The following is a 24,600-nucleotide window of genomic DNA, read 5'->3' on the forward strand; positions in this document are numbered from 1 at the left end:
CCGAGTCCACCGCCAGCACACCGGACCGCGGGCCCGCGCGGGTCACGGCAGGCGCCAGTCCACCGGGTCGGCGCCCTGCCCGGCCAGCAGGTCGTTCGCCCGGCTGAAGGGCCGGGAGCCGAAGAAGCCGCGGTCCGCGGACATGGGGGAGGGGTGGGCGGATTCCACCGAGGGGAGTTCACCGAGGAGCGGGCGCAGATTGCGGGCGTCGCGGCCCCACAGGATCGACACCAGCGGCCGACCTCGCCCGGCCAGCGCGCGTATCGCCTGCTCGGTGACCTCCTCCCAGCCCTTGCCGCGGTGCGCCGCGGGACTGCGCGGGGCAGTCGTGAGCGCCCTGTTGAGCAACAGCACGCCCTGCCGCGTCCAGGGCGTGAGGTCGCCGTTGGACGGCTGGGGCAGGCCCAGGTCGGTGTTGAGCTCCCGGAAGATGTTGATCAGGCTGCCCGGCAGCGGACGCACCTCGGGTGCGACCGAGAAGGAGAGACCCACCGCGTGCCCCGGCGTCGGGTAGGGATCCTGTCCGACGATGAGGACGCGCACCTCGTCGAAGGGCTGCTGGAAGGCCCGTAGGACATTGGCCCCCGCCGGGAGATAGGTGCGTCCCGCGGCGATCTCCGCACGCAGGAAGTTCCCCATCCCGGCGATCTGTCCGGCCACCGGTTCCAGGGCCTTCGCCCAGCCCGGTTCGACGATTTCATGCAACGGTCGTGGTGCCACGGGCGTCACCCTACTGCCGTACATGCGGCGGAGATCAACCGATGGCCGGAGCGCGACCGAGGATGACCGGTCAGCTGTCGAACAAGGCGCCTCCCGGGCGGGGTTGTGAGCGGGACGGGACTGAGCGCCCTGGCCGTGGTGCGTGCCTTCATGCGGGTGCGGGGCCTTCGGAGTCTCAGTCGAGGACCGCGGCACGTACACAGAGGACATCCGGCAGATGCGAGGCCAACTGCTGCCAGCTGTCCCCGTCGTCGGCGGACGCGTACACCTCGCCGTTGCGATTGCCGAAGTACACGCCCGCCGGGTCCGCGGTGTCCGTGCACAGGGCGTCGCGCAGCACCGTCCCGTAGTGGTCCTCCGCCGGGAGGCCGGCCGCCAGCGGCTCCCAGCTCTTGCCCGCGTCGGCCGTGCGGAAGACCCGACATCGGTGCTCCGCCGGGACGCGGTCCGCGTCCGCGGTGATCGGGAAGACGTACGCCGTGTCACCGCGGTGCGGATGCGTGGCCGCGGCGAACCCGAAGGTGGAGGGCAGGCCCTCGCCGATGTCGGTCCACCGTCCGCCCGCGTCGTCGCTGCGGTACACACCCCAGTGGTTCTGCAGATACAGGCGGTCCGGGGTCACCGAGTCCTGTGCGATCTTGTGCACGCACTGGCCGAACTCCGGGTTCGGATCGGGCAGGAACACCGCGGAGACCCCGGAGTTGGACGGCGTCCAGCTCGCGCCGCCGTCGTCCGTGCGGAAGACCCCGGCCGTGGAGACGGCGACCGTCACGGCGAGCGGGTCGCGCTTGTCGGTGAGGATGGTGTGCAGCCCCTCCCCACCACCTCCCGGCACCCACTGCGAGCGCGTGGGGTGCTCCCACAGCGGACGCACGAGCTCGAAGGACTCACCGCGGTCCTCCGAGCGGTACAGCGCGGCCGGCTCCGTGCCCGCGTACACCACGTCCCGCTCCGCCGCGGCCGGGTGCAGCTGCCACACCCGCTCGAGTGAAGCCCCGGTGTCTTTGGGGAACTTGACGGCGGGCTGCGCCGGCTCCGCCCAGGTGCGGCCCAGGTCGTCGGAGTGGAAGACGGACGGGCCCCAGTGCGCACTGTCCCCTCCGGCCAGCAGCCGGGGTGTCTCGCCCCGGGTGTCGATCGAGACCGAGTACACGGCCTGCGCGTTGAAGTACGGGCTCTCGTCGAACTCCCAGGCGCCGGCGCGCCGTCGGCCGATGAAGAGCCCCTTGCGGGTGCCCACGGTGAGCAGTACGTCGGTCATGCCGACCACCTCCGTGACGTCGTTGTCTCAGGTACGGGCCAGTCTGCACCCCAGCACTGACAGTCACCTCTGGACTTGGTGTTTCCGCAGGTCACTGCGGATCTGCGACAATCCCCGCCGGGGATGGACGGAAGGGGCGAGGTCCGGAGACGGACGAGTCGACTCAGTGGGCGTGAGCAACGCGCGGACCGGTCGCGTAGGGGAGGGGGGTGTGGCGTGTCCGTGCGGTCGTGAGGAGGATGGCCGGTCATGGCGGCATTCCGTGTTCCGAAGGTGTGGCTGTGGCGATGGCGGCGCAATCCGCTGCGGCGGCGCAGTGACGCTCTGGAGGCCTGGGTCGTACTCGTCGCCTGGGCGCTCACCGTGTTCGGCGGGCTGTTCACCGGCCTGGCGGCGGCACAGTCCGTGGAACACAGCCTGGCCCGGCAGCGCGCCGAGTGGCACTCGGTTCCGGCACTGCTCATCGCGGACGCGACCGAGTCGGTCCTCATGGAAAGCGGCGCCGACCGGGTCTGGGTGAAGGTCCGCTGGACCGCGCCGGACGGCTCCGCCCGTACCGGTCAGGCGCGGGTGCGGGCAGGTACCACCGAGGGCACCCCGGTCACCGTCTGGACAGACCCCGAGGGCCGCCTCGTCACCAGGCCCGCCACCGCGTCCCAGGCCCAGCTGCGGGCCTCCATGGTGGGGGTCCTGACAGGCCTGGGCGTCGCGGCCGTGCCCTGGGTCTGCGGGCGGCTCGTCCGCGGCCGCCTGGAAAGGCGGCGCATGGACCAGTGGGACGAGGAGTGGCAGCGGTTCGGGCCGATCTGGGGGCGGAAGACGGGTTGACCGACGAGGCGGCGGGTTCACCGGAGGGGGTGGGGCCGTCGCGGGGCGTCTCTCCACCAGACGTCGGTCCCAACGAGACGTCGGGCCCAACGCCCGTCGGGTTCCAGGCCGGTGGTGTGTTCCGGATCACCCGGACCGTGGTGAGATGGATCGGGGGTGATTCCCGTACTGCACCATGAGGCACGAGCTCCGGATGCAAGGATGAGCCCGTCATGATTGCTGGGTGGTGTTCTCGCACGGTGCGGGCCGCGATGTTCGCGGCCGTCTGTGTGCTGCTCGCCGCACTGGGGCACGTGTTGATGTCCGGTTCCGCGGTGCCCTGGTGGGCGGTGGCTGCGGCGGCCGTGTTGACGGGCGGCCTGGGCTGGTGCCTGGCCCGCCGTGAACGCGGGCTTCCACTCGTCATGACCGTGGTGGTGGTCACCCAGGGCGCACTCCACTCGGCCTTCTCGCTCGTACAGTCGGCCGGGGAGTCGGTGACGCCGGTTACTTTTTTGGGCACCGCTTCAGGTTCGGCCGCCATGGGGCACGACATGGGGTCCATGGGTTCCATGCCCATTGACTCCATGAACCCCATGGACATGGGGAACATGCCCGCGGACCCCATGGCGCACATGGGCCATGGCATGGGCGGCACGTCCGGGTTCGCCATGCTCGCCGCTCACCTGGTGGCCGCGCTGCTGTGCGGCCTGTGGCTCGGGTACGGCGAACGCGCCGCCTTCCGCATCCTGCGAGCCCTGGCCGGCCGGCTGGCCGCACCGCTGCGGCTGCTGCACGCCCTGCCCACGCCGCCGCACCGGCCGCGCGTGGGCGCGGTCCGGGCTTCCTCGGACCGGGCGCCCGCCCGTCTCCTTCTCGTTCACGCGATCACTTCTCGGGGCCCGCCGACGGGCACCGCTGTCGTCTGAGGCAGCCGGTTCCCCGAGGCGGCGCTGTCGCGTGCCTCGGGTCTCGGTCGTACTTCCTGTGGTCGTACGGCCTCACCCCATACCGGGTCCGTCGCGCCTGGCGCGCGCCGGTCCGGATCGCGGATGACCCGAGAAGGACACCTCGTGATCACTTCTGCCCTGCTCATTCCACTCGACGACACGTCGTCGGCCGACGAGTCGATAACCGCCTGGGCGCTGGCCGCGCGTGGCGGCGACCCGGACGCCGTCGAGCGCTTCGTACGGGCCCTGCACCGCGATGTCGTGCGGTATGTCGCCCATCTCAGCTCGGACCCCCAGGCCGCCGACGACCTGGCCCAGGACACGTTCCTGCGGGCGCTCGGCAGCCTGCACCGGTTCGAGGGACGTTCCTCGGCGCGTGCGTGGCTGCTGTCCATCGCACGCCGTGCGGTGATCGACAGCTTCCGGCACGCCGCCGCCCGGCCCCGGCTGAGCGACACCCGCGACTGGCAGTTGGCGACGGAGCTCGCCCAGCCGTGCGACCTGCCCGGCTTCGACGAGGGCATCGCGCTCCTCGACCTGCTGGCCGCTCTGCCCGACGAGCGCCGCGAGGCCTTCGTCCTCACCCAGTTGATGGGGCTGCCCTACGCGGAGGCGGCCGCGCTCAGCGACTGCCCGATCGGCACGGTCCGTTCCCGGGTGGCACGTGCCCGCGCCACCATGGTCGCGTTGCTGGCCGAGGCCGGCGAGCCGATGAGGGCGCCGGTCACCTCGGCGCACGTGGAACCGACCGCCCTGGCGGCCTGACGGCGACCGCCTGACGCAACGGGTGCCGGTGGCTGCCGAACAGGCAGCACACCGGCACCTGTTCGGCCGTTCCGTGCGGGAATCGACGTGATGCCCGCCCCGACATTCGGCGGGTCGACCGGGGCGCGGCCAAGATGAACGGCCCGCGCCGGGATGCCCTAGACGACCTCTTCCCGGAGCTTTTCGAGAGTCTCCTCGCTGCCGCCGGCGGCCGGGCCCGCCGGCTCGGCAGCGGCTGAACCGCCCTTGGTGGGAAGGTGGTTGAAGAGCAGGTTGAGTACGATCGCCGTCAGGCACCCGGCACTGATCCCGCTGTTCATCACTGTCTGGAACCAGTCCGGGAACTTCTCGTACACCGTCGGCACCCCGACCGGCAGCACGCCGATGGCCACCGAGACGGCCACGACGGTCAGGTTGTGGTTGTCCTTGAAATCCACCTGGGCCAGCGTCCGCAGCCCGCTCGCGGCGACCGTCCCGAACATCACCAGACCCGCGCCGCCGAGCACCGGAGCCGGTATCGCCGCGACGACAGCGCCCAGCTTGGGCAGCAGGCCGAGCAGGACGAGGATGCCGCCCGCGGCGGCGACCACCCAGCGGCTGCGGACACGGGTCATCCCGACGAGGCCCACGTTCTGCGCGTACGCCGTGTAGGGGAAGGTGTTGAACACCCCGCCGAGGACGGTCGAGAGGCCGTCGGCCCGCAGCCCGTCGGCGAGCGACCGCGGCTCGATCTTCCGGTCGGTCATCTCGCCGACCGCGATGAGGTCACCGGTCGTCTCGGTCATCGTCACCAGCGCCACGACCAGCATCGAGATGATCGCCGAGGCGTGGAAGGTGGGTGCCCCGAAGTGGAACGGCGTGCTGATCCCGACCCAGTCGGAGCCGCCGACCCCGCCGAAGTCCGTGAACCCGAACGGCACCGCGACCGCGAGGCCCACCGCGATGCCGATCAGCACCGCGATCCGGCTCAGGAAGGCCGGCGCGAACCGCTGCACACCCAGCACCACGGCCAGTACGAAGCCCGCGAGCGCCAGGTTCTTCGGCTCACCGAAGTCCGCCGCGCCCGCGCCGCCCGCCGCCCAGTTGCCCGCAACCGGCAGCAGCGAGACCCCGATGATCAGGATCACCGTGCCGGTGACGAGCGGCGGGAAGAAGCGGAGCAGCCTCCCGAAGACGGGCGCCAGCAGCACGATCGCGAGCCCCGCGACGATCACCGAACCGTAGATCGCGGGCAGTCCGCCCCCCGTCGTCCCGATGAGGACCATCGGCGAGACCGCCGCGAAGGTGCAGCCCTGCATGATCGGCAGCCGCACTCCGAAGCGCCAGAAACCCACGCACTGGATCAGTGTGGCGATCCCGCACACGAGCAGATCCGCGGTGATCAGATATGCCAGGTCCGCGGGCGACAGCTTCATCGCCCCGCCCACGATCAGCGGAACCGCGACTGCCCCCGCATACATCGCGAGCACGTGCTGGAGCCCGAAGGCTGCCAACTGGCGTACGGGTGGGACCTCGTCGACGGGATGCACGGGTGTGGTGGTTGCCATGGGCACTCCAGGAGCAGCGGGGTGGCGGGGACGCGAGGGCGCGTGGACGCTGAACTTCGGGGGGGGCAGCATCAGACCGTAGGCGAATTGAACAGTTTGTTGATTTCTGACTTGTTGCCGATGTGTGTCCTGTCCACGGAGTTCCCGCCGCCCCGCCGTAGACCCGCGACGCACCCACTGCAGTCTGCGGTGTCCCCGCTACGCCCCTGCTGTCCGCGCCGCCGCGGCCAGCAGCGAAGCCCAGTCCGGAAGCTTGACGACGCCCCGTCCGAGCGAGGCACCCAGTTCCGCCTCGGCCCGTTCGATCGCCTGCCATCCCGCCCACTCGACCGGGGTCAGCCCCTCCGCCCGCAGCGCCACGAGCGGATCCTCGGGCACTTCCCGTCGCAGGAGCGTCTCGGCGTCCTGGAGCAGCGAGGTCACCGTCTCCTTGGCGCACGGCCGGTTGGTGCCGATGACGCCGGTCGGACCCCGCTTGATCCAGCCCGCCACGTACTCGCCGGGTGCGATCGCGCCGTCCCGTACGACCCGCCCGGCGAGATGCGGCACCGTGCCGTGCTGCGCGTCGAACGGCAGCCCGTCCAGTGGCACGCCGCGATAGCCCACCGAGCGCAGCACCAGCTGCGCGTCGATGTCCTCGTACCGGCCCGTGCCCGTGACGCCGCCATGCCCGTCCGGCACCGTCCGCTCGAAGCGGACCGAGTCCACGCGGCCGCCGCCGTCGCCTTCTTTCCCGGCGAGCAGCTCCACCGGGCGCAGGAAGAAGCGCAGCCGGATGCTGCGCGAAGCGGGATTCCGCGGCGGCGCGGAGGCCCAGCCCCGCAGCACCTCCACGTTCCGGCGGTTGGCGGCCGGCAGACCGGAGGGATCGTTGTAGGCCGGATCGAGCTCCAACTCTCCCGGATCCACGACGATTTCGGTGTCCGGCAGGGCGCCCAGCTCGCGCAGCTCCTTCGTGGTGAAGCGGGCCTGAGAAGGGCCGCGACGACCCACCATGCTGATCTCCGTCACCTGGCTCGCGGCCAGCGCGGTGAGCGCCGACTGCGGCATGTCGGTGGGGCTCAGCTCGGCCGCGCCGCGAGCCAGGATGCGGGTGACGTCGACGGCCACGTTCCCCACGCCGATGACCACGGCGGACCGAGCGCCGAGCACGAATCCCTCGGCCCCGGAGTCGGGATGCGCGCTGTACCAGGACACGAACTCGGTCGCCGACCAACTGCCGGGCAGCTCCTCGCCGGGCACTCCGAGATGCCGGTCGGTGGCGGCGCCCACGCAGTAGACGACCGCGTGGTACAGCTCGCGCAGCCGGGCCGCCGGCAGCGCGTCCGGGCCGATCCGGATGCCGCCCAGGAATCGCACCCGCTCGTCCTCCAGGACCGTCCGCAGATTGTTCTGGAGGGACTTGATCTTCTCGTGGTCGGGTGCCACGCCGTAGCGGACCAGGCCGTACGGGCAGGGCAGCCGGTCCAGTACGTCCACCCGCACTCCGGGTACCAGGCTCTGCTGGACGAGCCCCTGGGCGGTGTAGACCCCGCTGGGACCCGAGCCGACGACGGCGACACGCAGCACGCGGAACTCCTTGTCCGAAACCTGAACAGTCCGAGGAGATCGCTGATGACTCCTCCAGGATCGCACCACCGGTGCTCCGCTGACAGGGTCAGGCGCGCGGCTCGTGCGAGCGTGTCCGTTCGTATGGAATGTGATCATGCGGTTACGTTCCGTATGTGCTAGAAGCATCCTCTCTTAATCTGTCCGATCGCCTGGGTGACTCCGACCATCGCGGTCCCGACGGTGCTGTGTCGGTGTCGCCCGCGTGGCAAGTGCGCGAGCGTGAAGGGGTGACCTCCTGGTTCGACGTCCGGCTGGCCTTCGCCGACGGTGCCCGGGTCGATCTGCTCGCGGTGGTGCGCGAGGGCGCTGTGTCGATCGAGGACGTACGGGCCCAGCCCCCGCTCTCCCTCGGTGACCTCGACCTGCTCGCCGACTGGATCGAGGAACCGCTCGCCGCGGCGTGCGGCGTGCGGACCGCGCCGGCGTGCGAAGGGTCGTGCGGGGGAGGGCTCGCACGCGAAGGGTCCCGCGGGGAAGGGCTCTCGCACGAAGCGTCGTGCGAGGAAGGGGCCTCGCGTCGCGCCCGGCCCCCGTTTCCGCGCGGTGTCGAGGGCCGCCGGCTCGTCGCCGAGGAGTACCTCGCGGCTCAGGGCGAAGGTCGCGACCCGGTGCTCGCGGTGATGGACGCGACCGGACACAGCCGCCGCAGGTCCCTCAAACTGATCGCCGGGGCGCGCGACGCCGGATTCCTGACGCCGCGTCATGTGCGCCGGTAGTGCCCTGCGTCCGAAGTTTGCGGGCAGTTCCTGCTGTGCCATGCGGCTACGACATGTCCGTCATCCTGCTGATCTCACTCGCCTGCTGTGCGATCACATCGTCGGCCATCTCCTCGATTTGGATGTTGTTGCCCTGGGCCTTCACATCCGTCGCCATCGTGATCGCGCCCTCGTGGTGCGTGATCATCAGCGTCAGGAAGAGCTGGTCGAATGCCTTGTCCTTGGCCGCGCGCAACTTCTTGAGCTGCGCCTCCGTCGCCATGCCGGGCATCGCCTCGTGCGTGTGCTCCGTGGCGGTGCTCTCCGCGTCGTGCGCCTTGAGCCAGCTCTCCATGGTGGTGATCTCCGGCCCCTGCGCGGCCGCGATCCGTTCGGCGAGCGCTTTCACCGAGCTCGACTCGGCCTGTTTCGCGGCGAGTTCGGTCATCTCCAGCGCCTGCGTGTGATGCTCGATCATCATCCGCGCATACGCGATGTCCGCCGAGTTGGGGGTGTCGTCGTCCGTCCGCTGCTTCTCGGCGTCCTCGGCGGAGAGGGTCTGAGCCGCCTCACCGGGCTTGCCGGGCACGATCACCGAAGGCCCGCTCGTCGTGGGGGACTTGGCCCCGGTGTCGGAGTCGCAGCCTCCCAGAGCGAGTACGACGACCGCCAGCGACGCTGTGACCAGAGACGCGTGGGACGGACGGCGGAAGAGCACAGCGGCCTCCAGGGGCGCACGAAGGGGCGGACACCTCAAGGGCGTTGAGGACTTTCCTAGCATGCCTGCGAACCAGGATGATCAGAAACTTTCATTACGACTGCGTTGCCGCCTGTTGATCTGTGCATGGCGAAGACGATACTGCGGGGTGTGTGAACCGTTCGACTGCGAACGGCTACAAGGGAGGATGCAGTGACCCTGTTGAAAGACCCCCGAACGCGACACAGACGTCTGGGAGTTGTCCTTACCGCGGCCGGACTCCTGGCCGCGCTGCTCACCGCCGGCCCGGCAGCCGCGACCCCCGACCCCGGGGACGGTCCCGCCGTGCAGGAGAAGGTCTCCCAGAGTGACGCCGAGGCCGCGGCGGCGGCCATAACCGCCGGCGAGATACCCGGACAGGACGAGATCGTCCACTCGGCCAACATCGAACCCCTCGTGAACATCCCCAAGGAGGCGCTGCCCGGAACCAACTCGGACCTCGCCTTCCAGGGGAAGTACGCGTTCGCCGGCAACTACGACGGCTTCCGTATCTTCGACATCAGCAACCCGAAGGCGCCCAAGACGGTCGCGCAGGTGCTCTGCCCGGGCTCGCAGAACGACATCTCCGTCTCCGGCAACCTGCTCTTCCTGTCCACCGACTCCTCACGCAGCGACAACTCGTGCGCCAGCACGAGTCAGCCCGTGACGGAGAAGTCGTCGTGGGAGGGCATGAAGGTCTTCGACATCACCGACAAGGCGAACCCGAAGTACGTGGCCGCTGTCGAGACCGCCTGCGGCTCGCACACCCACACGCTGGTGCCGGAGAAGAAGAACGTCTACATCTACGTCTCCTCGTACTCGCCGAACGCCACCTACCCCGACTGCCAGCCGCCGCACGACGGCATCTCGGTCATCAAGGTGCCGCGCAACGCCCCTGAGAAGGCGGCAGTGGTGGGCTTCCCCGTCCTCTTCCCCGGTGAGGGACCGGACGGCGGCGGCAACCCGGGCTCGCCCACCAACCCCGGCGTCTCCAAGACCACCGGCTGCCACGACATCACGGTCCTGCCGTCCAAGGACCTGGCCGCGGGCGCCTGCATGGGCGACGGCATCCTCTTCTCCATCAAGGATCCGGAGAACCCCAAGGTCATCGACAGGGTCCAGGACAACGTGAACTTCGCGTTCTGGCACTCGGCGACCTTCAACCTGGACGCCGACAAGGTGGTGTTCACCGATGAGCTGGGCGGCGGTGGCGCGGCCACCTGCAACGCGGCCATCGGTCCGGACCGCGGCGCCGACGGAATCTACGACATCGTTGGCAAGGGCGACGAGCGCAAGCTCGTCTTCAAGAGCTACTACAAGATCCCCCGCTACCAGGCCGACACCGAGAACTGTGTCGCCCACAACGGCTCGATCATCCCCGTCGAGGGCAAGGACATCATGGTCCAGGCCTGGTACCAGGGTGGCGTGTCCGTCTGGGACTTCACCAACTCGGCCCAGCCCAAGGAGATCGCCTACTTCGAGCGTGGCCCGCTGAGCACCAGCACGTTCTCGGGTGGCGGCTCGTGGTCGGCGTACTACTACAACGGCTACATCTACTCGAACGACATCATCAAGGGCTTCGATGTGCTGAAGCTCAGTGACCGGCGCACCGACCCGGCGAAGCGGGTCAAGCTCCCCGAGCTCAACGTCCAGACGCAGCCGGACTACTTCGACTGATCGTCCGGCCGATCGGACCGGTCGTCGTAGTGAACACCGGGCTGATCGGCCGGCTGTCGGTCGGTCGCGAAGAACCGTGACAGGTCCGTGTCGCACGTCCGGCCGGGCACTTCGGTGTCCGGCGGGACGCCCAACTCCCTTTCCAGGCCGTACCGTTTGAAGAGCTCGGCCCGGAGCGTAGGGATCGGCATCGGGGCGCCGGGCACCACGGCCGCGTACACCGCTCCCATGAGCAGTGCGCGCAGCATCGGGTACTCGGCAGTGGCGTCGGGTGAGCCGAAGCGAGCGACGGTTTCGCTGAGCAGCTGCGCGAGGCGCTGCTGATCCGGGCACTGCATGAATCCCTCGGGCTGCAGGATCCCGGCCATGTGCTGGCGCATCAGCACCGGCTGATCCCGGGCGAGCCCCAGAATCGCGTCGATGGCCCGCGCCATCCGCTCCCGGCCGTCCTCGGTGCGCGGCTCGCGCTCCAGTGCCTCTTCCAGCGTGCGGTGCATCAGCCGGTGCACCGCGGACTGCACGAGCTGGCGCTTGCCGGGGAAGTAGTACGACACCAGTCCGCGCGCAGATCCCGCGCGATCCGCGATGTCGCCGAGCGTCGTCGCCTCGTACCCCTGCTCGCTCACCAGTTCCACCGCGGCCTGCAGGAGCCGTTCCCGGGAACGCCGCCGCAACTCTTCGTTGACGGATCGGCTGCGCGGGGACATTCTGAAACTCCTGCGTTGACTGGCTGTCAGCCAACTATACTCAGCTTGTCCGGACCGAGCCCCTCAATGGGGCCGTTCCGGGCTGCCGTCCGCCTCGGGTGACGCGGGGGATCATCCGAGGCGGACGTGCGGGGCTGGGGCGGCCTCCTCAGCAAGGCGCGGGCCGCACCGGGACGTCAGCTCGTCAGGTCGAGGACAGGCCGCAGCCCGTCCGGACGTTCGGCCACCGGCAGATGGTCCACGAAGTGCACGGCGCAGCCCAGGGTCGCCGCACCCCCGTCCGCAGGACGGCTGTCCCCCACCATCAACGTGTCCTCGGGCGCGACCCCGAGAGCCTGACAGGCGATCGCGAACAGCCGCGGATCCGGCTTCTGGATACCGTGTTCGTACGACAGGACGTACACACCGATGTACGGGTCGAGGCCGTGCGCGCGGAAGACGGGCCGCAGATCCCAGCCGATGTTGCTGACCACACCGATGGCGATCCCGCGCTCGCGCAACGCGCCCAGCACCGCCTCCGCGTCCGGGTAGGGCCGCCAGGCGTCCGGGACCATATGGCGCTCGTACAGCGCGTCGTGCAGCCGGGGATCGGGCAGCGCCACCCGACGGGAGAGCGCGGTGTAGGTGGTCCGATGCGACTCTGCGCTTTCGTCCCGGAGCGCCCACATCTCGCTGAGGCCGGCCGGCAGCGGCTCTGCCGGGGAGGCGCCGCCGGGAAGCGCGCCCGCCGACTCCAGGTCCTGGGCGGCGCGGATCAACTCGGCCTCGGACAGCGGAATGTCGGCCTCCGCCAGCACCGCCCGTAGCCAGGACTCGCTGGACTCGACGCGGAAGAGTGTTCCGGAGAAGTCGAAGAGCACGCCTTTGATCGTCATGAGGGAGATCCTTCGCGGTGCGGCCCCCACCGGTCAAGGCCGCTTTGAGGCGGGCCACCGTGCGTAGGAGGCCACCGCCAGCGCCACCGTCAGCGCGCCGAGAAGCCAGCCGCCCACCACGTCCGACGGCCAGTGGACGCCGAGCCAGACTCGGGTCAGACCGACGCCCACGACCGAGACGACGGCCAGGGCGAGCGCCGTACGCCGAAGGGTGTCTCCGGCGTCGTAGAGGTGCAGCAGCCACAGCAGCAGCCCGCACACCACCGCCGCTGTCATGGCGTGGCCGGAGGGGAAGGCCGCGTAGTGGGCGGAGTCGACGGGATCGGACCAGACGGGGCGTTCGCGGCCCACCGCCGCCTTCAGCCCCTGCTGCACCACTGTGCCCAGCACACATGTGGCCGTCACCCACAGGGCCTGCCGCCATGCTCGATGTCTCCACACCAGCCAGACCACGGCGGCGGCACACAGCGCGCGCATGGTCCAGGGGTCCCACACCCAGTCCGTCAGGATGCGGAACGCCTGGGTGAGGCCGGGTTCGTCGACCGCCCAGGGGTGCGTGGTGCGGGCGATGTCCCCGTCGAGGGTGAGCAGCGGCTGCCAGGAGAACGCGATCAGCAGGACAAGCAGCAGGGTGGGCAGGGCGAGTGCCGCAGCCGTGAGCGCCGCGGTCCGCGGGCCCGGCGGGTGGGGAGGTGCGTCGACAGGCGGGGAGTGCATGGAGTGATCCTCGCTGACGGGCGGGGCCGGAAGCCAACCGCAGGGCGGCCGGTGAACTCGTGCCCCGCGCCCGCGCCGGTCAGCCCCGGGCCCGCAGCCCCGGGACGAACGGGCCCGCGCCCGGTCAGCCCAGGGCTCGCAGCCCCGGGACGAACGTCACCAGGAGCGGGATCACCGGCACCAGCGCGGCCGCCGCGGTGAGCCGCAGGCGCCGTGCCGCCGTGAGCCGGTCCGGGGGAGTGAGGAGGCGGTGGACACGGTGCGGGACGTGGGCCTGCGGGGTGGGGCAGGGGCCGAACACGCCCCGGTCCTCGTTGAGTTCCACCAGGGCGAGGGCGATCGTGAGGCGGCCGAAACGGCGCGACGCCATGTCGTCGGCGGAGAGTTCGACCAGCCGGTGCATCTCGTCGCGGAACGCGGCGAACACCGGAACCTGCGGGAATCCGTTGGCCAGCGCCCCGGAGCAGTGCAGCAGCCAGTCGTGCCGGGCCCGCGCGTGCCCCTGCTCATGGGCGAGTACGGCATCCAGCTGAGGCCCCTTGAGGCGGCGCAGAGCGCCCGTGGTGACGACCAGCCGTGGTGCCGCGCCGGGCAGCCACCAGGCGTCCGGGCGCACCCCCTCCAGGACCACCAGACGGTCGGCGGCGGGCTCCTCGCCGGGCAACAGCGGGGCGCGCAGAAGGAGTTCGCTCCGGCTCTGCCGACGGCGAGTCCGGGCACCCGCGATCTCGCGGACCAGCATCGCCGCGGTCCACACGCCACCGCACGCGAGCGCGACGGCGGTCGCCGCGGCCCACGGACTTCCGGTGCTCAACGCATAGGCGTCCACGACCGCGTGCGGTGCCGGACCGAAGACCTGCCCCCGAACCACCATCCACGCGGCGGCCGCACTCAGGGTCATCGACAGCGCACAGCACAGCAGAACGGCCGCGACCACGCACTGCCACGCCCACAGGGCCACCACCGGTTCGCGGTCCACCCAGTCCGCCCTGGCGAGCAGTCGCGGAGCGACCACGGCAGCCAGCGCGCCGAGCAGCAACAGTGCCGCGGGGACCATCATGGCCGAAGCCTATGAGCGGGATGTCGCCGGAGGATACGGGCCACGACGGCAAAGTGACGTACGCCACGGTCCTGTCGCTGCAGCTGTCCGCGATCCTTCCTGGTCGAGGCAGCTTCCTGCGGTCGTGGGGTCGTCGGTCTCAGAGCGTGACCAGCATGGCCAGCATCGCTATCCCCATGGACAGCCGGCACGCCTGTGACAGCTCGGGGCGGTCGGCCCAGCCGACGGTCCCGGGGCCGCCGACCACGCTGCCCGTCGGCAGCAGCCGCAGACCCGAGCGCAGCACGTACCCGGTGAAGTAGAGCAGGAGCACCCCGGTCAGCAGCGGCACCCCAGAACCGCCGTGGGTGTGCCGGCCCGGAGCGGTGGCCATCACCCCCGCCATGTAGACCATCGCGCAGGCGCCCACCAGGTGGTGCAGGTGGTGCGGGCCTGTACGGGCCACCCACAGGGCTCGTACCGCGGCCGCGCCGAACACGGCGGCGTAGGCGAGCCAGGCCCAGCGCGGCGGCGCGGCCACTGTCGCGGGCACGGCCATCGCGGCCATGCCGAAGCCCATGAGCGCCTCACCACCAGCCGCGCGGCGCTGCTCTTCGACAGAGCTGCGCATCCGCAGGAGGCAGTAGGCCCCGGTCGCCGCGCACAGCGTGACGAGCAGCCAGCCGGGCGAAGCCGGTCCGTGCATCGGGCACCTCCCCGGTCGCCTGCGTCGGACAGTCGGTCAGGGCATGCCCGGCCCGGGCGGGGCGCAAGCGAGCGCAAGGGTGTACGCGGGGGAGCGTACTGAGCGCACCGCAGGTGGAGGCGGCGAGACTTGCGCTTTCCGCGGAGGCAAAGCACGCCGCGGGGCAACGCACGCCGCGCGGGCGCCCTCGCTCGACGAGGGACGCGACCTGCTGGACGGCGTCCTCCCCGATGAGCTCTCCTACGAGACGACGGTCCTGTCGGGCACCGGCCTGGGTCGGCAGTGCGAACTGGCCGACCTGCCGACCGAGTTGCTCGGCCAACTGGAGGGCCGGCTCAGCGTGCCGCGCGCCTGAGGCTCCGGAAACGATCAGACACGCCTAGCCCTCCTCGCCCTCCTCGCCCTCCACACGGATGCCGAAGGCCGCCCCCTGGACGTCCCGTACGACGGCGATCCGGGGGCCGTGCGGCACGGACATGGGCTCCATGAGCAGGTGGCCCCCCGCCAGAAGGGCGGCGTCCGCGGTGGCGTCCACGTTCTCGACGGTGAAGTAGGGCAGCCAGTGCGAGGGGACCTCGTGCGGGAACTTGTCGTCCATGGTCACCATCCCGCCGAAGTCGGCGCCGTCGACACCCCATTGCGGGTAGTGCTCCGAGGCGTTCACCGTCCAGCCGAACACCGTCGTGTAGAAGTCGGTGACCCGGTCGGGGGCTCGGGTGAGCAGCTCCACCCAGCCGAGGGCGCCCGGTGCGTTGAACAGCCCCGCACCGGGGAAGGCCCGCGCCTGCCACAACTGGAAGGCGGCGCCGCCCGGGTCGAACGCGACCGCGAAACGGCCCTGGTCGAACACGTCCGCGGGGGCGAGGACCACTGTGCCGCCGGCCGCCTCCACCGCGGCCACGGCGGCGTCCGCGTCGGCCACGGCGAACGAGACGTTCCAGGCGACGGGCTGCGACTCCTGGTACAGCGGCGCGAGCCCGGCGACCGCGGCGTCGCCGAGGTGGGCCATGGTGTAGCCGCCCGCCTCCTGGCGTGCGTCCGTCTCCGGACGCCAGCCGAACAGGTCGGCGTAGAAGCGCTTGGCCGCCTCCAGGTCGCTGGTCCCCAACTCCGTCCAGCAGGGACCGCCGGTCACCGGCCTGTCGAGCTTCATGAGGGTTCCTTCCGAGGCGAGCCCCCTGAAAACGCTAGCCCCGGGCCGCCGCGGTGGCCATCGGGAGCCTCAGGGCCGAGAGCGCAGCGGATGGTCCGCCGGGATCTCCACGAGCACGATCTCGGTGCCGTCCGGATCCGTGACCCACATCTCGATCAGTCCCCATGGCTCCTTCACCGGCGGCCGTAGGATCTCGACACCGGCGGCCGCCAGTTCCTCGTGTGCCGCGTTCGCGTCCGCGACCTGGAGCCACAGCTTGAGCGCGGGAGACGGCGGGGTCTCGGAGCGTCCCGCGACCTCCAGGAAGCCGCCGCCGAGGAAGTAGACGGTGCCCCGTTCGGGGCCGGTACCGAACTCGCGGTAGACGGCGAGTCCGAGTTTCTCGCCGTAGAAGGCACGGGAGCGGTCCGGATCGGTAGGGCGCAGGAGGGTTCGGCTGCTCAGTACATGCACCATGCAGCCGAAGCCTAGAGGAGGGTTACGCTCGTCGGTGCCCGAGCCGCGCCACCGAACGGAGAACCGCTCCATGGACACCACCGCCTCCAGTGGACTTTCCTTCCGCGATGCCACCGACAGCGATGTGGACGCGCTGGTGGCGCTGATCGAGTCGGCGTACCGCGGGGACTCCAGCAGGGCGGGCTGGACGACGGAAGCGGACATCCTCGAAGGGCAGCGGACCGACCCCCAGGGCGTGCTCGCAGTCATCAAGTCCACCGACAGCAGGCTGGTGACCGTCGAGCGGGACGGCGCGATCGTGGCCTGCTGCCAGCTCGAACACCGCGGCGACCACGCCTACTTCGGTATGTTCGCCGTCAGCCCCGCACTCCAGGGCGCGGGCCTGGGCAAGGTGATCATCGCCGAGGCGGAGCGCCACGCGCGCGAGGTCTGGGGCGCGGAGGAGATGCACATGACGGTGATCTCCGTACGCGATGACCTCATCGCCTGGTACGAACGGCGCGGCTACCGCCGTACGGGAAAGATGACCCCCTTCCCGTACGGCGATGAACAGTTCGGCATCCCGCAGCGCGACGACCTGCAGTTCGAGCTGCTGGTCAAGCCGCTGGCGTGACGTTCACGCGGTGAAACGGCCGGTGCGCTTGATCTCGGGATAGTCGGTGGTCGCGCCGTCCAGTCCCAGGGCGCGCACCAGCCGCAGCTGGTCCTGGGTGTTCACCACCCAGCCGATGATCCGCAGGTCGGCCTTGCGGGCGTGCTCGACGACCTCCAGAGTCAGCCGTCGGATGTTGAGACAGACGGTCGCGGCGCCGACGTCCACGGCGCGGTCCACCACGTCGGTGCCGTACCGGCTCGCGATCAGCGCGGTGCGGGCGCCCGGCACGAGCCGGGCGACCTCGTCGATCGCCTCGTCGTGGAACGAGGACACCTCGACCTGTCCGACCAGGTCCCGCCGGTGCATGACCTCGGCCAGTGCCCGCGCCGCCGCCACGTCCTTGATCTCGGCCTGGATCGGCGTCGTGATGGCGTCGAGCACCTCCTCGAAGACGGGAACGCGCTCACCGCGCCCCGCGTCGAGCGTGCGCAGTTCGGCGAGGGTCTTCTCGGCGATCGGCCCTGACCCGTCGGTCGTACGGTCCACTTCGGCGTCGTGCATGACGACGAGGGCGCCGTCCTTGCTCACATGCAGATCGAGTTCGATCAGGTCGAGGCCCGCGTGCTGGGCGGCGATGAAGGAACGGAGGGTGTTCTCGGGTTCGACACCCATCACTCCGCGGTGACCGATGGTGAGGAAGTTCAAGATGCGGCTCGCTTCCGTCGACGGCGGCTCGGCTCGCGCGTGGTTCCGACGGCGGCGCCCACGCGGCAAGGCCGCAGCCTAATGGCCCTGCTGTGCGATGTACCCGCTCGTACGCGGGCCAATGGCCCGGCCGGTCAGGGAAGACCCGCCCGGCGTTGCCGTGCCAGGTCACTCCGCGGTGGGCGAGTCCCGGCACCGGTTGACTCAGGGCGACGCCCTCGCCGCATCCGGCAGTGGTAGCCGCCAGAACGGTTTCCGGCAGGAAAAATAGCGGTGAAGAAGCGGGCGTGCAGGATAATGCCCCGAGTTCGTGCTTGTGGGAAGGAAGTCCGCTCGCATACGGTGTTCTGACGCGAGGTTCTCCTGTGGAGGGTGGGACATGACGGAAATTCTTGTGCGGGTAGGTGCGGAGGGACAGGTTCCGTCCGTGGTCAGGGTGGTGGACCACCCCGCATGGCCTGTCCTCAAGAATGCCGTGGAAGAGATCCGGCCGTGGCAGGCCAAGGACGGCTCGATCGACTTCGACGCGGAGGGCGCGCCGGGCGCGCCCTCCGCCGATCGGGCCGTACGCCGTGCCGTCGACGCGATCGAGCGGCTCGCCCCGCTGCTGCCGCACGACGCCGCCTACCACGAGGCGCTCGTGAAGGATCTGCGCCGCTGGGCCGACGAGGGCTTCCAGGTGCCCGACTTCCTCGACTCGCTGCTGGCCTTCCGGCCCGCCGCGCACCGTGAGGACGGCCTCCAGCACCTGGTCGTGTTCCCGATGTACACGCAGAACGGCAACCCCGACCGCAACTTCGAAGCGGTCGTGCTGCGCATGGTGTGGCCGGACTGGCTGGCCGAGCTGGAGCGCACCCGCTACGACAACCCGTTGTTCTGCGGCATCACCTTCGAGGACTTCACCGCCGGATACGACACCAACTCGGCCGTTCTCTTCCCGGAGACCATCGCCGTGCGCGAGGCACCCGAGCGCTTCTCCTGGGGCGGCATCTTCTGCGACCGCGAGGCCGCCCGCTTCCGTGCCGTGACCGATGCCGCCGTGGGCATCCTCGGTCTGGAGCTGCCCGTGGACATCGCCGCGATGGTTCAGGACCAGGAGCGCTGCGAGCAGGCCTTCGTGCTCTGGGACATGGTCCACGACCGCACCCACAGCCATGGCGACCTGCCCTTCGACCCGTTCATGATCAAACAGCGCCAGCCGTTCTGGATGTACGGCCTGGAGGAGCTGCGCTGCGACCTCACCGCCTTCAAGGAGGCCGTGAAGCTGGAGGCCGACGGTTTCCCGCAGGGCCGTGACGTGCAGTACGCGGTGCTCTTCGACCGGATGTTCCGCTTCCCCGTCACCGGCGAGCGCGTCCGCAACTACGACGGCCTCGGCGGCCAGCTGCTCTTCGCCTACCTCCACAAGCACGACGTCGTCCGCTGGACCGACAACAAGCTGCACATCGACTGGCAGCGCGCCCCGAAGGTCACCAACCAGCTGTGCGCGGAGATCGAGGACCTCTACCGGGCCGGCATCGACCGCCCCAAGCTCGTCCACTGGTTCAAGGCCTACGAGCTGGTCGCCACCTATCTCGCCCCGCACCCGGGCTCCCGCTGGGCCAAGGGCCCGGACGCCCTCGATGTGACCCAGCCCCCGCGCAAGCTCGTCGACGACGTGCTTCCGGACGAGTTTCCCCTGAGCATGTTCTATGAGGCGCTCGCCAAGAAGCTGAAGCACGTGATCGCCTCCACCAAGGGCATCACCGCGGCGAAGGCCGGGCAGGCCGCCGCGTGAGTGCCCGTGCCGAGGACGTACCGGAGGCGAAGACCATGTCCCACGGAAACGGCAACGGAGCACTCAACGGAGCGGTGATCGCGGTGGCGGGCGCCGGCGGCCCCGCGGGCCGCGCGACGCTGCTGCGGCTCGCCGAGGCGGGCGCGACCGTCGTCGGCTCGGACAACGACCCCGAGCGTCTGGCGGAGGCCGTGGACGCGGCCCGCTACGCGTACGGCGGCGCCAAGGTCGTCGGAGAAACGGTCGATCTGCTCGACCTGCCGTCGACGCGCGACTGGGCCAACCGCGTCGAGAACGACTTCGGCCGCGTCGACGGCCTGGTCCACCTCGTCGGCGGCTGGCGGGGCAGCGAGACCTTCACCAAGACCGTCCTCGACGACTGGGACCTGCTCGAACTGCTGCTCATCCGTACCGTGCAGCACACCTCTCTCGCCTTCCACGAGGCGCTGCAGCGCAGCGAACGCGGCCGGTACGTCCTGACGAGCGCCGCCGGTGCGAGCAAGCCCACCGCGGGCAACGCGGCCTATGCCGCCGCCAAGGCCGCCGCCGAGGCCTGGACGCTCGCCATGGCCGACTACTTCCGCAAGGCCGGGGGCGAGCACGGGCCGACATCCGCGGCTGCCATCCTGGTCGTCAAGGCACTGGTGCACGACGCGATGCGCGCCGAGCGCCCGAACGCGAAGTTCGCGGGCTTCACCGACGTCAAGGAGCTGGCCGACGCCATCGCCGGCGTCTGGGACAAGCCCGCCGGTGAAGTGAACGGAAAACGTCTGTGGCTGACCGAGAAGCCGTGAACCCGCCCAGGACCGATGCCCGGCGTCACCACGACCCGGCCGTCCGGGGCTTCGCCAGCGACAACTACGCGGGGGCCCACCCCGAGGTGCTCGCCGCCCTGGCCCTCGCCAACGGCGGACACCAGGTCGCGTACGGCGAGGACGACTACACCGCCAACCTCCAGCGCATCGTCCGCAGCCACTTCGGAGCCACCGCAGAGGCCTTCCCGGTCTTCAACGGAACGGGTGCGAACGTGGTCGCGCTGCAGGCCGTCACCGACCGGTGGGGCGCGGTGATCTGTGCCGAGAGCGCGCACATCAACGTCGACGAGGGCGGCGCCCCCGAGCGCATGGGCGGCCTCAAACTGCTCACCGTGCCCACCCCCGACGGCAAGCTCACACCCGAGCTGATCGACCGGCAGGCGTTCGGCTGGGACGACGAACACCGCGCGATGCCGCAGGTCGTCTCGATCACCCAGAGCACCGAATTGGGCACCCTCTACACGCCCGAGGAGATCCGCGCGATCTGCGACCACGCCCACGCGCACGGCATGAAGGTGCACCTGGACGGGTCCCGGATATCCAACGCGGCCGCCTCCCTGGACGTCCCCATGCGGACGTTCACCAACGCGGTCGGCGTCGACATCCTCTCGCTGGGCGGCACGAAGAACGGCGCGCTGTTCGGTGAGGCCGTCGTCGTCCTCGACCCGGACGGCGTCAGCCACATGAAGCACCTGCGGAAGCTGTCGATGCAGCTCGCCTCCAAGATGCGGTTCGTCTCCGTGCAGTTGGAGGCGCTGCTCGCCAAGGACCTCTGGCTGCGCAACGCACGCCACGCCAACGAGATGGCCCAGCGGCTCGCCGAGGGTGTGCGCGCGGTGCACGGCGTGGAGATCCTCCACCCGGTGCAGGCCAACGCGGTCTTCGCGCGCCTTCCGCACGACGTGAGCGAGCGCCTGCAGCAGCGCTACCGCTTCTACTTCTGGGACGAGGCCGCGGGCGACGTCCGCTGGATGTGCGCCTTCGACACCACCGAGGACGATGTCGACGGGTTCGTGGCGGCGCTCAAGGAGGAGATGGCCCACCCGTAACCCAAGGAATGGATGCATAGGTATGCGGTGTTCTGGAAAGTAATTGACTCCGGGGTGATCGCGTTCCTATGCTCTGCGGGCATGGAGCTGATCCAGAACACCACAGACCTGTCCGCTTACTTGGCCGCCGACGAGGTCATCGACCATCACCATCCGCTGGTGCGCGAGGTGGCCGCACGGCTCGCCAAGCGATCCATTGACTCGTATGCCTATGCACGATCCGCGTTCGAATTCGTCCGCGATGAGATCCCGCACTCGCAGGACTCCGGCGACCCGCGTGTCACCTGGCGTGCGTCCGACGTGCTGGAGCAGCGCACCGGGATCTGCTACGCCAAGGCCCACGCCCTGGCCGCGCTGCTGCGCGCTGAGGACATCCCGACGGCGCTGTGCTACCAGAAGTTCGGCGAGGTGCACGGGCTCGTCGCGGTGCGGTTCAACGGTGCCTGGCACCGGCAGGACCCTCGCGGCAACAAACCGGGAGTGGACGCGCAGTTCTCCCTGGACGGCGAACGGCTGGCCTTCACCCCCGACCGGGAGTTCAATGAGATGGACTATCCAGTACTGTACGCTGAACCTCACCCGGTTGTGCTGAGCGCCCTCAAGGCCGCCCCCGACCGGCCGCAGCTCTGGCAGACGCTCCCTACCGCACTCTGAGGCAACCATGACCCTCACACTCACCGTGTCCGACGAGGTGCGCGCCCTCGCGCCCGGCTTCACCCACGTCGCCATCGAGGCGTACGGGCTCGTCAACGGGCCCAGTACCGAAGGGACTTCGGCGCTGCTCGACGACGCGGCCCGCCGTCTGGCCGTACGACTGGACGGGCGCCCTCCGCACGAGGACCCGCACATGGCGGCCTGGCGGGAGACCTACACGGCGTTCGGCTCCAAGCCCTCGCGGACCCGCAACTCGGCGGAGGCGCTGGCCAAACGAGCGCTCTCGGACGCCGGACTGCCCCGGATCAACGTGCTCGTCGACGTCTACAACGCCATCAGCGTCGCCCACCTGATCCCCGTCGGCGGGGAGGACATCGACCGCATCCAGGGCGGAATGCGGCTCGTGCGGGCCACGGGCGACGAGGACTTCGTGACCGTCGCGGGCGGCGAGGAGGCCATCGAACACCCCGACGCGGGCGAGGTGGTGTGGTGCGACGACGCGGGGGTGACCTGCCGCCGCTGGAACTGGCGGCAGGGGCCACGGACGCGGCTCACGGAGGAGTCCGTCTCCGCGGTCTTCCTGCTGGAGAGCCTGGCGCCGATGCCGGTGGCCGACGTCGCGCGGGCGGGGGCCGAACTCGCCGAACTCCTGGAGAAGTTCAGCCCCGGGGCGCGGATCACCGTCCACGCCCCGGAGTGACGATTCAGCGCGCCTCGGCCGCCTTCACCTCTTCGGGGGTGGGCGCGGTGCCGCCGAGGTGCGCGGGCATCCACCAGGTGTCGTCCGGCCCCTTGGGCCGCACGGGGTAGGCGCGCTGCGCGGCTTCGAGGAGCTCCTGTACGCGGTCACGCAGCCGCCGGGTGATCGCCCCCGCGTACTGGTCCTTCGGGGCCTCGACGGGCTCGCCGACCCGGATGGTGATCGGGGTGTGGCTGCGCTTGAAGTTGCGCGGGTGGCCCTTCGTCCACAGGCGCTGGGTGCCCCACACCGCCATCGGGATCAGCGGGACGCCGGCCTCCTGGGCCATACGCGCGGCACCCGACTTGAAGCTCTTAAGGGTGAACGACGGCGAGATGGTGGCCTCGGGGAAGACGCCGATGATCTCGCCGGAGCGCAGCGAGTCCAGCGCGTGCTGGTACGCCGTCTCGCCCTGCTTGCGGTCCACCGGGATGTGCTTCATGCCCCGCATCAGAGGTCCGGAGATCTTGTGCCGGAACACCGACTCCTTCGCCATGAAGCGCACCAGACGCTTCTGCGGCAGGGCGGCCATGCCGTCGAAGATGAAGTCCAGATAGCTGATGTGGTTGCTGACCAGCACAGCGCCGCCCGAGCGCGGAATGTTCTCCGATCCCTTGCAGTCGATCTTGAGGTCCCAGGCCTTGAACAACACTTGGGCGAGACCGACGACGGGACGGTAGACAAGCTCTGCCATGGACGGGGTGGACCCTTCTCTCTGCCTGGGGAAGAAGTCCCCCGGCGGAAAAGTTACGCAGCCGTAGGTTTACGGCATTGCGCAGATCGTGCCCGAAGAACGGACGAGTGGCCAGTCCCAGTGCCCGGACCGGACGAGATCCTCGTCACGTCACCCCTAGATCCACCTCGTAGTTTTAAGCCCCCTTTACTCCGCGCGTACTGTGACTCGGCGCACGAGCAGGTACATCTCGCACCCGAGGCAGTAGCCGAACGCGGCATTGAGGAACGCGGCCGCCAGCGCACACGCGGTGGCCGCGAGCCCCAGCCACTGCGGCCCCACCGCATAGCCGACGAGCCCCACGACCGCGAACGCGAGCCCGACCGCCTGCGCGAAACGCGGCGGCTCCGGCGCCTCGAACTCCGTGGGCGGCCCGATCCGCGGGCGTACGGCCTTGCGGAACAGCCAGCCGTACGGAGAGCGCCCCACACCGCCCGCCGCGCCCAGCGCGAACGCCAGCGTCTGCCAGGCGAGCAGCCAGGCGCTGCCGGTGATCAGTACGACCGCCAGCACGAAGGTCGTCACGGCCGCACCGAACCGCGGCCCTCTCACATCGATTTCCATGAACCAAGCATTCCGTACCGGGCGCCGTTCCCGTAGCCGGGAATCTTTGCGGTCTCGTGAATGCTTGTGGAGAAGATGACCGGACTCGTGGTGTGTGTGGCGGTGCTCGCGATGGCGAGCGCCTACGGAGTGCTGCATCGGCGGCGGAGCGGGAGGGTGAGGGTGCGCGGGCGCGACGGCGGAAAGCTGCTCGGCGCGGCGGAGTTGGGGGAGGGGCTCGGTGAGCGGGCCACGCTCGTTCAGTTCTCCAGCGCCTTCTGTGCCCCCTGCCGGGCGACCCGGCGGATCCTCACCGAGGTGGCGGAGCTGGTCCCCGGGGTGTCCCACGTGGAGATCGACGCGGAGGGTCATCTGGACCTCGTACGCGAACTCGACATTCTCAAGACGCCGACCGTGCTCGTGCTCGACGCCGACGGGCGGATCGTGCGGCGGGCGACGGGGCAGCCGCGCAAGGCGGATGTGATCGCCGCACTGGGGGAGGCTGTCTGACGTGGCGACCAAGGTGAGGCACCTCCCAGATACCGGAACGCACTTGACTGCACCCACC

Annotated in this window: 28 protein-coding genes; 13 read left to right on the top strand and 15 right to left on the bottom strand. The window is 70.2% G+C overall.

Annotated elements, in window-relative coordinates; all coding sequences use genetic code 11:
* Positions 1-42: 42 nt before the first annotated feature.
* Together ACFYPC_RS01110 and ACFYPC_RS01115 are read right to left on the bottom strand one after the other, a co-directional pair.
* On the bottom strand, positions 43-720 hold the full coding sequence (locus ACFYPC_RS01110; RefSeq protein WP_388668683.1) for a uracil-DNA glycosylase: 678 nt from the start codon (positions 718-720) through the stop codon (positions 43-45).
* Positions 721-895: 175 nt separating this feature from the next.
* Entirely contained in the window at positions 896-1,981 is a 1,086-nt protein-coding gene (locus tag ACFYPC_RS01115) for a WD40/YVTN/BNR-like repeat-containing protein (RefSeq protein WP_388668685.1), read from the bottom strand.
* A 249-nt stretch (positions 1,982-2,230) separates the two neighbouring features.
* Between ACFYPC_RS01115 and ACFYPC_RS01120 the strand changes: the two genes are divergently transcribed.
* The 3 genes from ACFYPC_RS01120 (at position 2,231) to ACFYPC_RS01130 (ending at position 4,503) form a co-directional block, all read left to right on the top strand.
* Positions 2,231-2,809 carry a hypothetical protein gene (locus ACFYPC_RS01120; protein WP_388668688.1) on the top strand — a complete coding sequence of 193 codons (579 nt, stop codon included), beginning with the start codon at positions 2,231-2,233 and terminating at the stop codon, positions 2,807-2,809.
* Between the two features lie 212 nt (positions 2,810-3,021).
* Positions 3,022-3,717 (top strand): hypothetical protein, encoded by a 696-nt coding sequence (locus ACFYPC_RS01125; protein WP_388668691.1) that lies wholly within the window; start codon positions 3,022-3,024, stop codon positions 3,715-3,717.
* Positions 3,718-3,861: 144 nt separating this feature from the next.
* Entirely contained in the window at positions 3,862-4,503 is a 642-nt protein-coding gene (locus tag ACFYPC_RS01130; protein ID WP_388668694.1) for a sigma-70 family RNA polymerase sigma factor, read from the top strand.
* 158 nt (positions 4,504-4,661) lie between these two features.
* On the opposite strand, the gene ACFYPC_RS01135 is transcribed toward ACFYPC_RS01130, so the two are convergent.
* Positions 4,662-6,050: a nucleobase:cation symporter-2 family protein gene (locus ACFYPC_RS01135; RefSeq protein WP_388668697.1), complete on the bottom strand. Its 1,389-nt coding sequence runs from the start codon at positions 6,048-6,050 to the stop codon at positions 4,662-4,664.
* Positions 6,051-6,248: 198 nt separating this feature from the next.
* Entirely contained in the window at positions 6,249-7,619 is a 1,371-nt protein-coding gene (locus tag ACFYPC_RS01140; RefSeq protein ID WP_388668700.1) for an FAD-dependent oxidoreductase, read from the bottom strand.
* Between the two features lie 227 nt (positions 7,620-7,846).
* Here ACFYPC_RS01140 and ACFYPC_RS01145 point away from each other — a divergent pair, with 227 nt between their 5' ends.
* Positions 7,847-8,377 (top strand): DUF6214 family protein, encoded by a 531-nt coding sequence (locus ACFYPC_RS01145; RefSeq protein ID WP_388669981.1) that lies wholly within the window; start codon positions 7,847-7,849, stop codon positions 8,375-8,377.
* 46 nt (positions 8,378-8,423) lie between these two features.
* Here the strand turns inward: ACFYPC_RS01145 and ACFYPC_RS01150 are convergent, their stop codons facing one another.
* The gene (locus ACFYPC_RS01150) at positions 8,424-9,074 is read right to left on the bottom strand and encodes a DUF305 domain-containing protein (RefSeq protein ID WP_388668703.1); all 651 of its coding nucleotides are present in this window, start codon (positions 9,072-9,074) and stop codon (positions 8,424-8,426) included.
* A 192-nt stretch (positions 9,075-9,266) separates the two neighbouring features.
* On the opposite strand from ACFYPC_RS01150, the gene ACFYPC_RS01155 reads away from it, so the two are divergent.
* Entirely contained in the window at positions 9,267-10,769 is a 1,503-nt protein-coding gene (locus tag ACFYPC_RS01155) for an LVIVD repeat-containing protein (protein WP_388668706.1), read from the top strand.
* On the opposite strand, the gene ACFYPC_RS01160 is transcribed toward ACFYPC_RS01155, so the two are convergent.
* The 5 genes from ACFYPC_RS01160 to ACFYPC_RS01180 all read right to left on the bottom strand — a co-directional run bounded on the left by ACFYPC_RS01160 (position 10,757) and on the right by ACFYPC_RS01180 (position 14,813).
* Positions 10,757-11,476, bottom strand: a complete 720-nt coding sequence (locus ACFYPC_RS01160) for a TetR/AcrR family transcriptional regulator (RefSeq protein ID WP_388668709.1) — start codon at positions 11,474-11,476, stop codon at positions 10,757-10,759. The genes ACFYPC_RS01155 and ACFYPC_RS01160 overlap by 13 nt on opposite strands.
* Before the next feature lie 176 nt (positions 11,477-11,652).
* On the bottom strand, positions 11,653-12,351 hold the full coding sequence (locus tag ACFYPC_RS01165; RefSeq protein WP_388668712.1) for an HAD family hydrolase: 699 nt from the start codon (positions 12,349-12,351) through the stop codon (positions 11,653-11,655).
* A gap of 33 nt (positions 12,352-12,384) precedes the next feature.
* On the bottom strand, positions 12,385-13,068 hold the full coding sequence (locus ACFYPC_RS01170; RefSeq protein ID WP_388668715.1) for a phosphatase PAP2 family protein: 684 nt from the start codon (positions 13,066-13,068) through the stop codon (positions 12,385-12,387).
* Between the two features lie 124 nt (positions 13,069-13,192).
* A complete protein-coding gene (locus ACFYPC_RS01175; protein ID WP_388668718.1) occupies positions 13,193-14,128 on the bottom strand; it encodes a M56 family metallopeptidase in 936 nt (311 codons plus the stop codon).
* Between the two features lie 139 nt (positions 14,129-14,267).
* The gene (locus ACFYPC_RS01180) at positions 14,268-14,813 is read right to left on the bottom strand and encodes a DUF5134 domain-containing protein (protein ID WP_388668721.1); all 546 of its coding nucleotides are present in this window, start codon (positions 14,811-14,813) and stop codon (positions 14,268-14,270) included.
* 79 nt (positions 14,814-14,892) lie between these two features.
* On the opposite strand from ACFYPC_RS01180, the gene ACFYPC_RS01185 reads away from it, so the two are divergent.
* Positions 14,893-15,168, top strand: coding sequence for a hypothetical protein (locus tag ACFYPC_RS01185; protein WP_388668724.1), 276 nt, complete (start codon positions 14,893-14,895; stop codon positions 15,166-15,168).
* 24 nt (positions 15,169-15,192) lie between these two features.
* On the opposite strand, the gene ACFYPC_RS01190 is transcribed toward ACFYPC_RS01185, so the two are convergent.
* Together ACFYPC_RS01190 and ACFYPC_RS01195 are read right to left on the bottom strand one after the other, a co-directional pair.
* A complete protein-coding gene (locus tag ACFYPC_RS01190) occupies positions 15,193-15,966 on the bottom strand; it encodes a VOC family protein (RefSeq protein ID WP_388668728.1) in 774 nt (257 codons plus the stop codon).
* Positions 15,967-16,035: 69 nt separating this feature from the next.
* Positions 16,036-16,422, bottom strand: a complete 387-nt coding sequence (locus tag ACFYPC_RS01195; protein WP_388668731.1) for a VOC family protein — start codon at positions 16,420-16,422, stop codon at positions 16,036-16,038.
* Between the two features lie 70 nt (positions 16,423-16,492).
* Between ACFYPC_RS01195 and ACFYPC_RS01200 the strand changes: the two genes are divergently transcribed.
* A complete protein-coding gene (locus tag ACFYPC_RS01200; RefSeq protein WP_388668734.1) occupies positions 16,493-17,035 on the top strand; it encodes a GNAT family N-acetyltransferase in 543 nt (180 codons plus the stop codon).
* A gap of 3 nt (positions 17,036-17,038) precedes the next feature.
* Here ACFYPC_RS01200 and ACFYPC_RS01205 read toward each other — a convergent pair whose 3' ends face one another.
* On the bottom strand, positions 17,039-17,722 hold the full coding sequence (locus ACFYPC_RS01205) for a glycerophosphodiester phosphodiesterase (protein ID WP_388668737.1): 684 nt from the start codon (positions 17,720-17,722) through the stop codon (positions 17,039-17,041).
* A gap of 379 nt (positions 17,723-18,101) precedes the next feature.
* Here ACFYPC_RS01205 and ACFYPC_RS01210 point away from each other — a divergent pair, with 379 nt between their 5' ends.
* The 5 genes from ACFYPC_RS01210 to ACFYPC_RS01230 all read left to right on the top strand — a co-directional run bounded on the left by ACFYPC_RS01210 (position 18,102) and on the right by ACFYPC_RS01230 (position 22,717).
* Complete coding sequence (locus ACFYPC_RS01210) at positions 18,102-19,499, top strand: DUF6421 family protein (RefSeq protein WP_388668740.1); 1,398 nt, start codon at positions 18,102-18,104, stop codon at positions 19,497-19,499.
* 35 nt (positions 19,500-19,534) lie between these two features.
* Positions 19,535-20,293, top strand: a complete 759-nt coding sequence (locus tag ACFYPC_RS01215; RefSeq protein WP_388669984.1) for an SDR family NAD(P)-dependent oxidoreductase — start codon at positions 19,535-19,537, stop codon at positions 20,291-20,293.
* Positions 20,290-21,363, top strand: a complete 1,074-nt coding sequence (locus ACFYPC_RS01220) for a threonine aldolase family protein (RefSeq protein ID WP_388669987.1) — start codon at positions 20,290-20,292, stop codon at positions 21,361-21,363. The genes ACFYPC_RS01215 and ACFYPC_RS01220 overlap by 4 nt, the downstream gene beginning before the upstream one ends.
* Before the next feature lie 81 nt (positions 21,364-21,444).
* Positions 21,445-22,017 (top strand): transglutaminase domain-containing protein, encoded by a 573-nt coding sequence (locus ACFYPC_RS01225; protein WP_388668743.1) that lies wholly within the window; start codon positions 21,445-21,447, stop codon positions 22,015-22,017.
* A 7-nt stretch (positions 22,018-22,024) separates the two neighbouring features.
* A complete protein-coding gene (locus ACFYPC_RS01230; protein WP_388668746.1) occupies positions 22,025-22,717 on the top strand; it encodes a B3/4 domain-containing protein in 693 nt (230 codons plus the stop codon).
* Between the two features lie 4 nt (positions 22,718-22,721).
* Here ACFYPC_RS01230 and ACFYPC_RS01235 read toward each other — a convergent pair whose 3' ends face one another.
* Positions 22,722-23,450: a lysophospholipid acyltransferase family protein gene (locus ACFYPC_RS01235; RefSeq protein ID WP_388668749.1), complete on the bottom strand. Its 729-nt coding sequence runs from the start codon at positions 23,448-23,450 to the stop codon at positions 22,722-22,724.
* 186 nt (positions 23,451-23,636) lie between these two features.
* Positions 23,637-24,053 carry a DUF4395 domain-containing protein gene (locus ACFYPC_RS01240; RefSeq protein WP_388668752.1) on the bottom strand — a complete coding sequence of 139 codons (417 nt, stop codon included), beginning with the start codon at positions 24,051-24,053 and terminating at the stop codon, positions 23,637-23,639.
* Positions 24,054-24,128: 75 nt separating this feature from the next.
* Here ACFYPC_RS01240 and ACFYPC_RS01245 point away from each other — a divergent pair, with 75 nt between their 5' ends.
* Positions 24,129-24,542 carry a TlpA family protein disulfide reductase gene (locus ACFYPC_RS01245; RefSeq protein ID WP_388669991.1) on the top strand — a complete coding sequence of 138 codons (414 nt, stop codon included), beginning with the start codon at positions 24,129-24,131 and terminating at the stop codon, positions 24,540-24,542.
* The last annotated feature ends 58 nt before the right edge of the window (positions 24,543-24,600 follow it).

This window comes from Streptomyces sp. NPDC005808 (assembly GCF_042871385.1).
Taxonomy (GTDB): domain Bacteria; phylum Actinomycetota; class Actinomycetes; order Streptomycetales; family Streptomycetaceae; genus Streptomyces.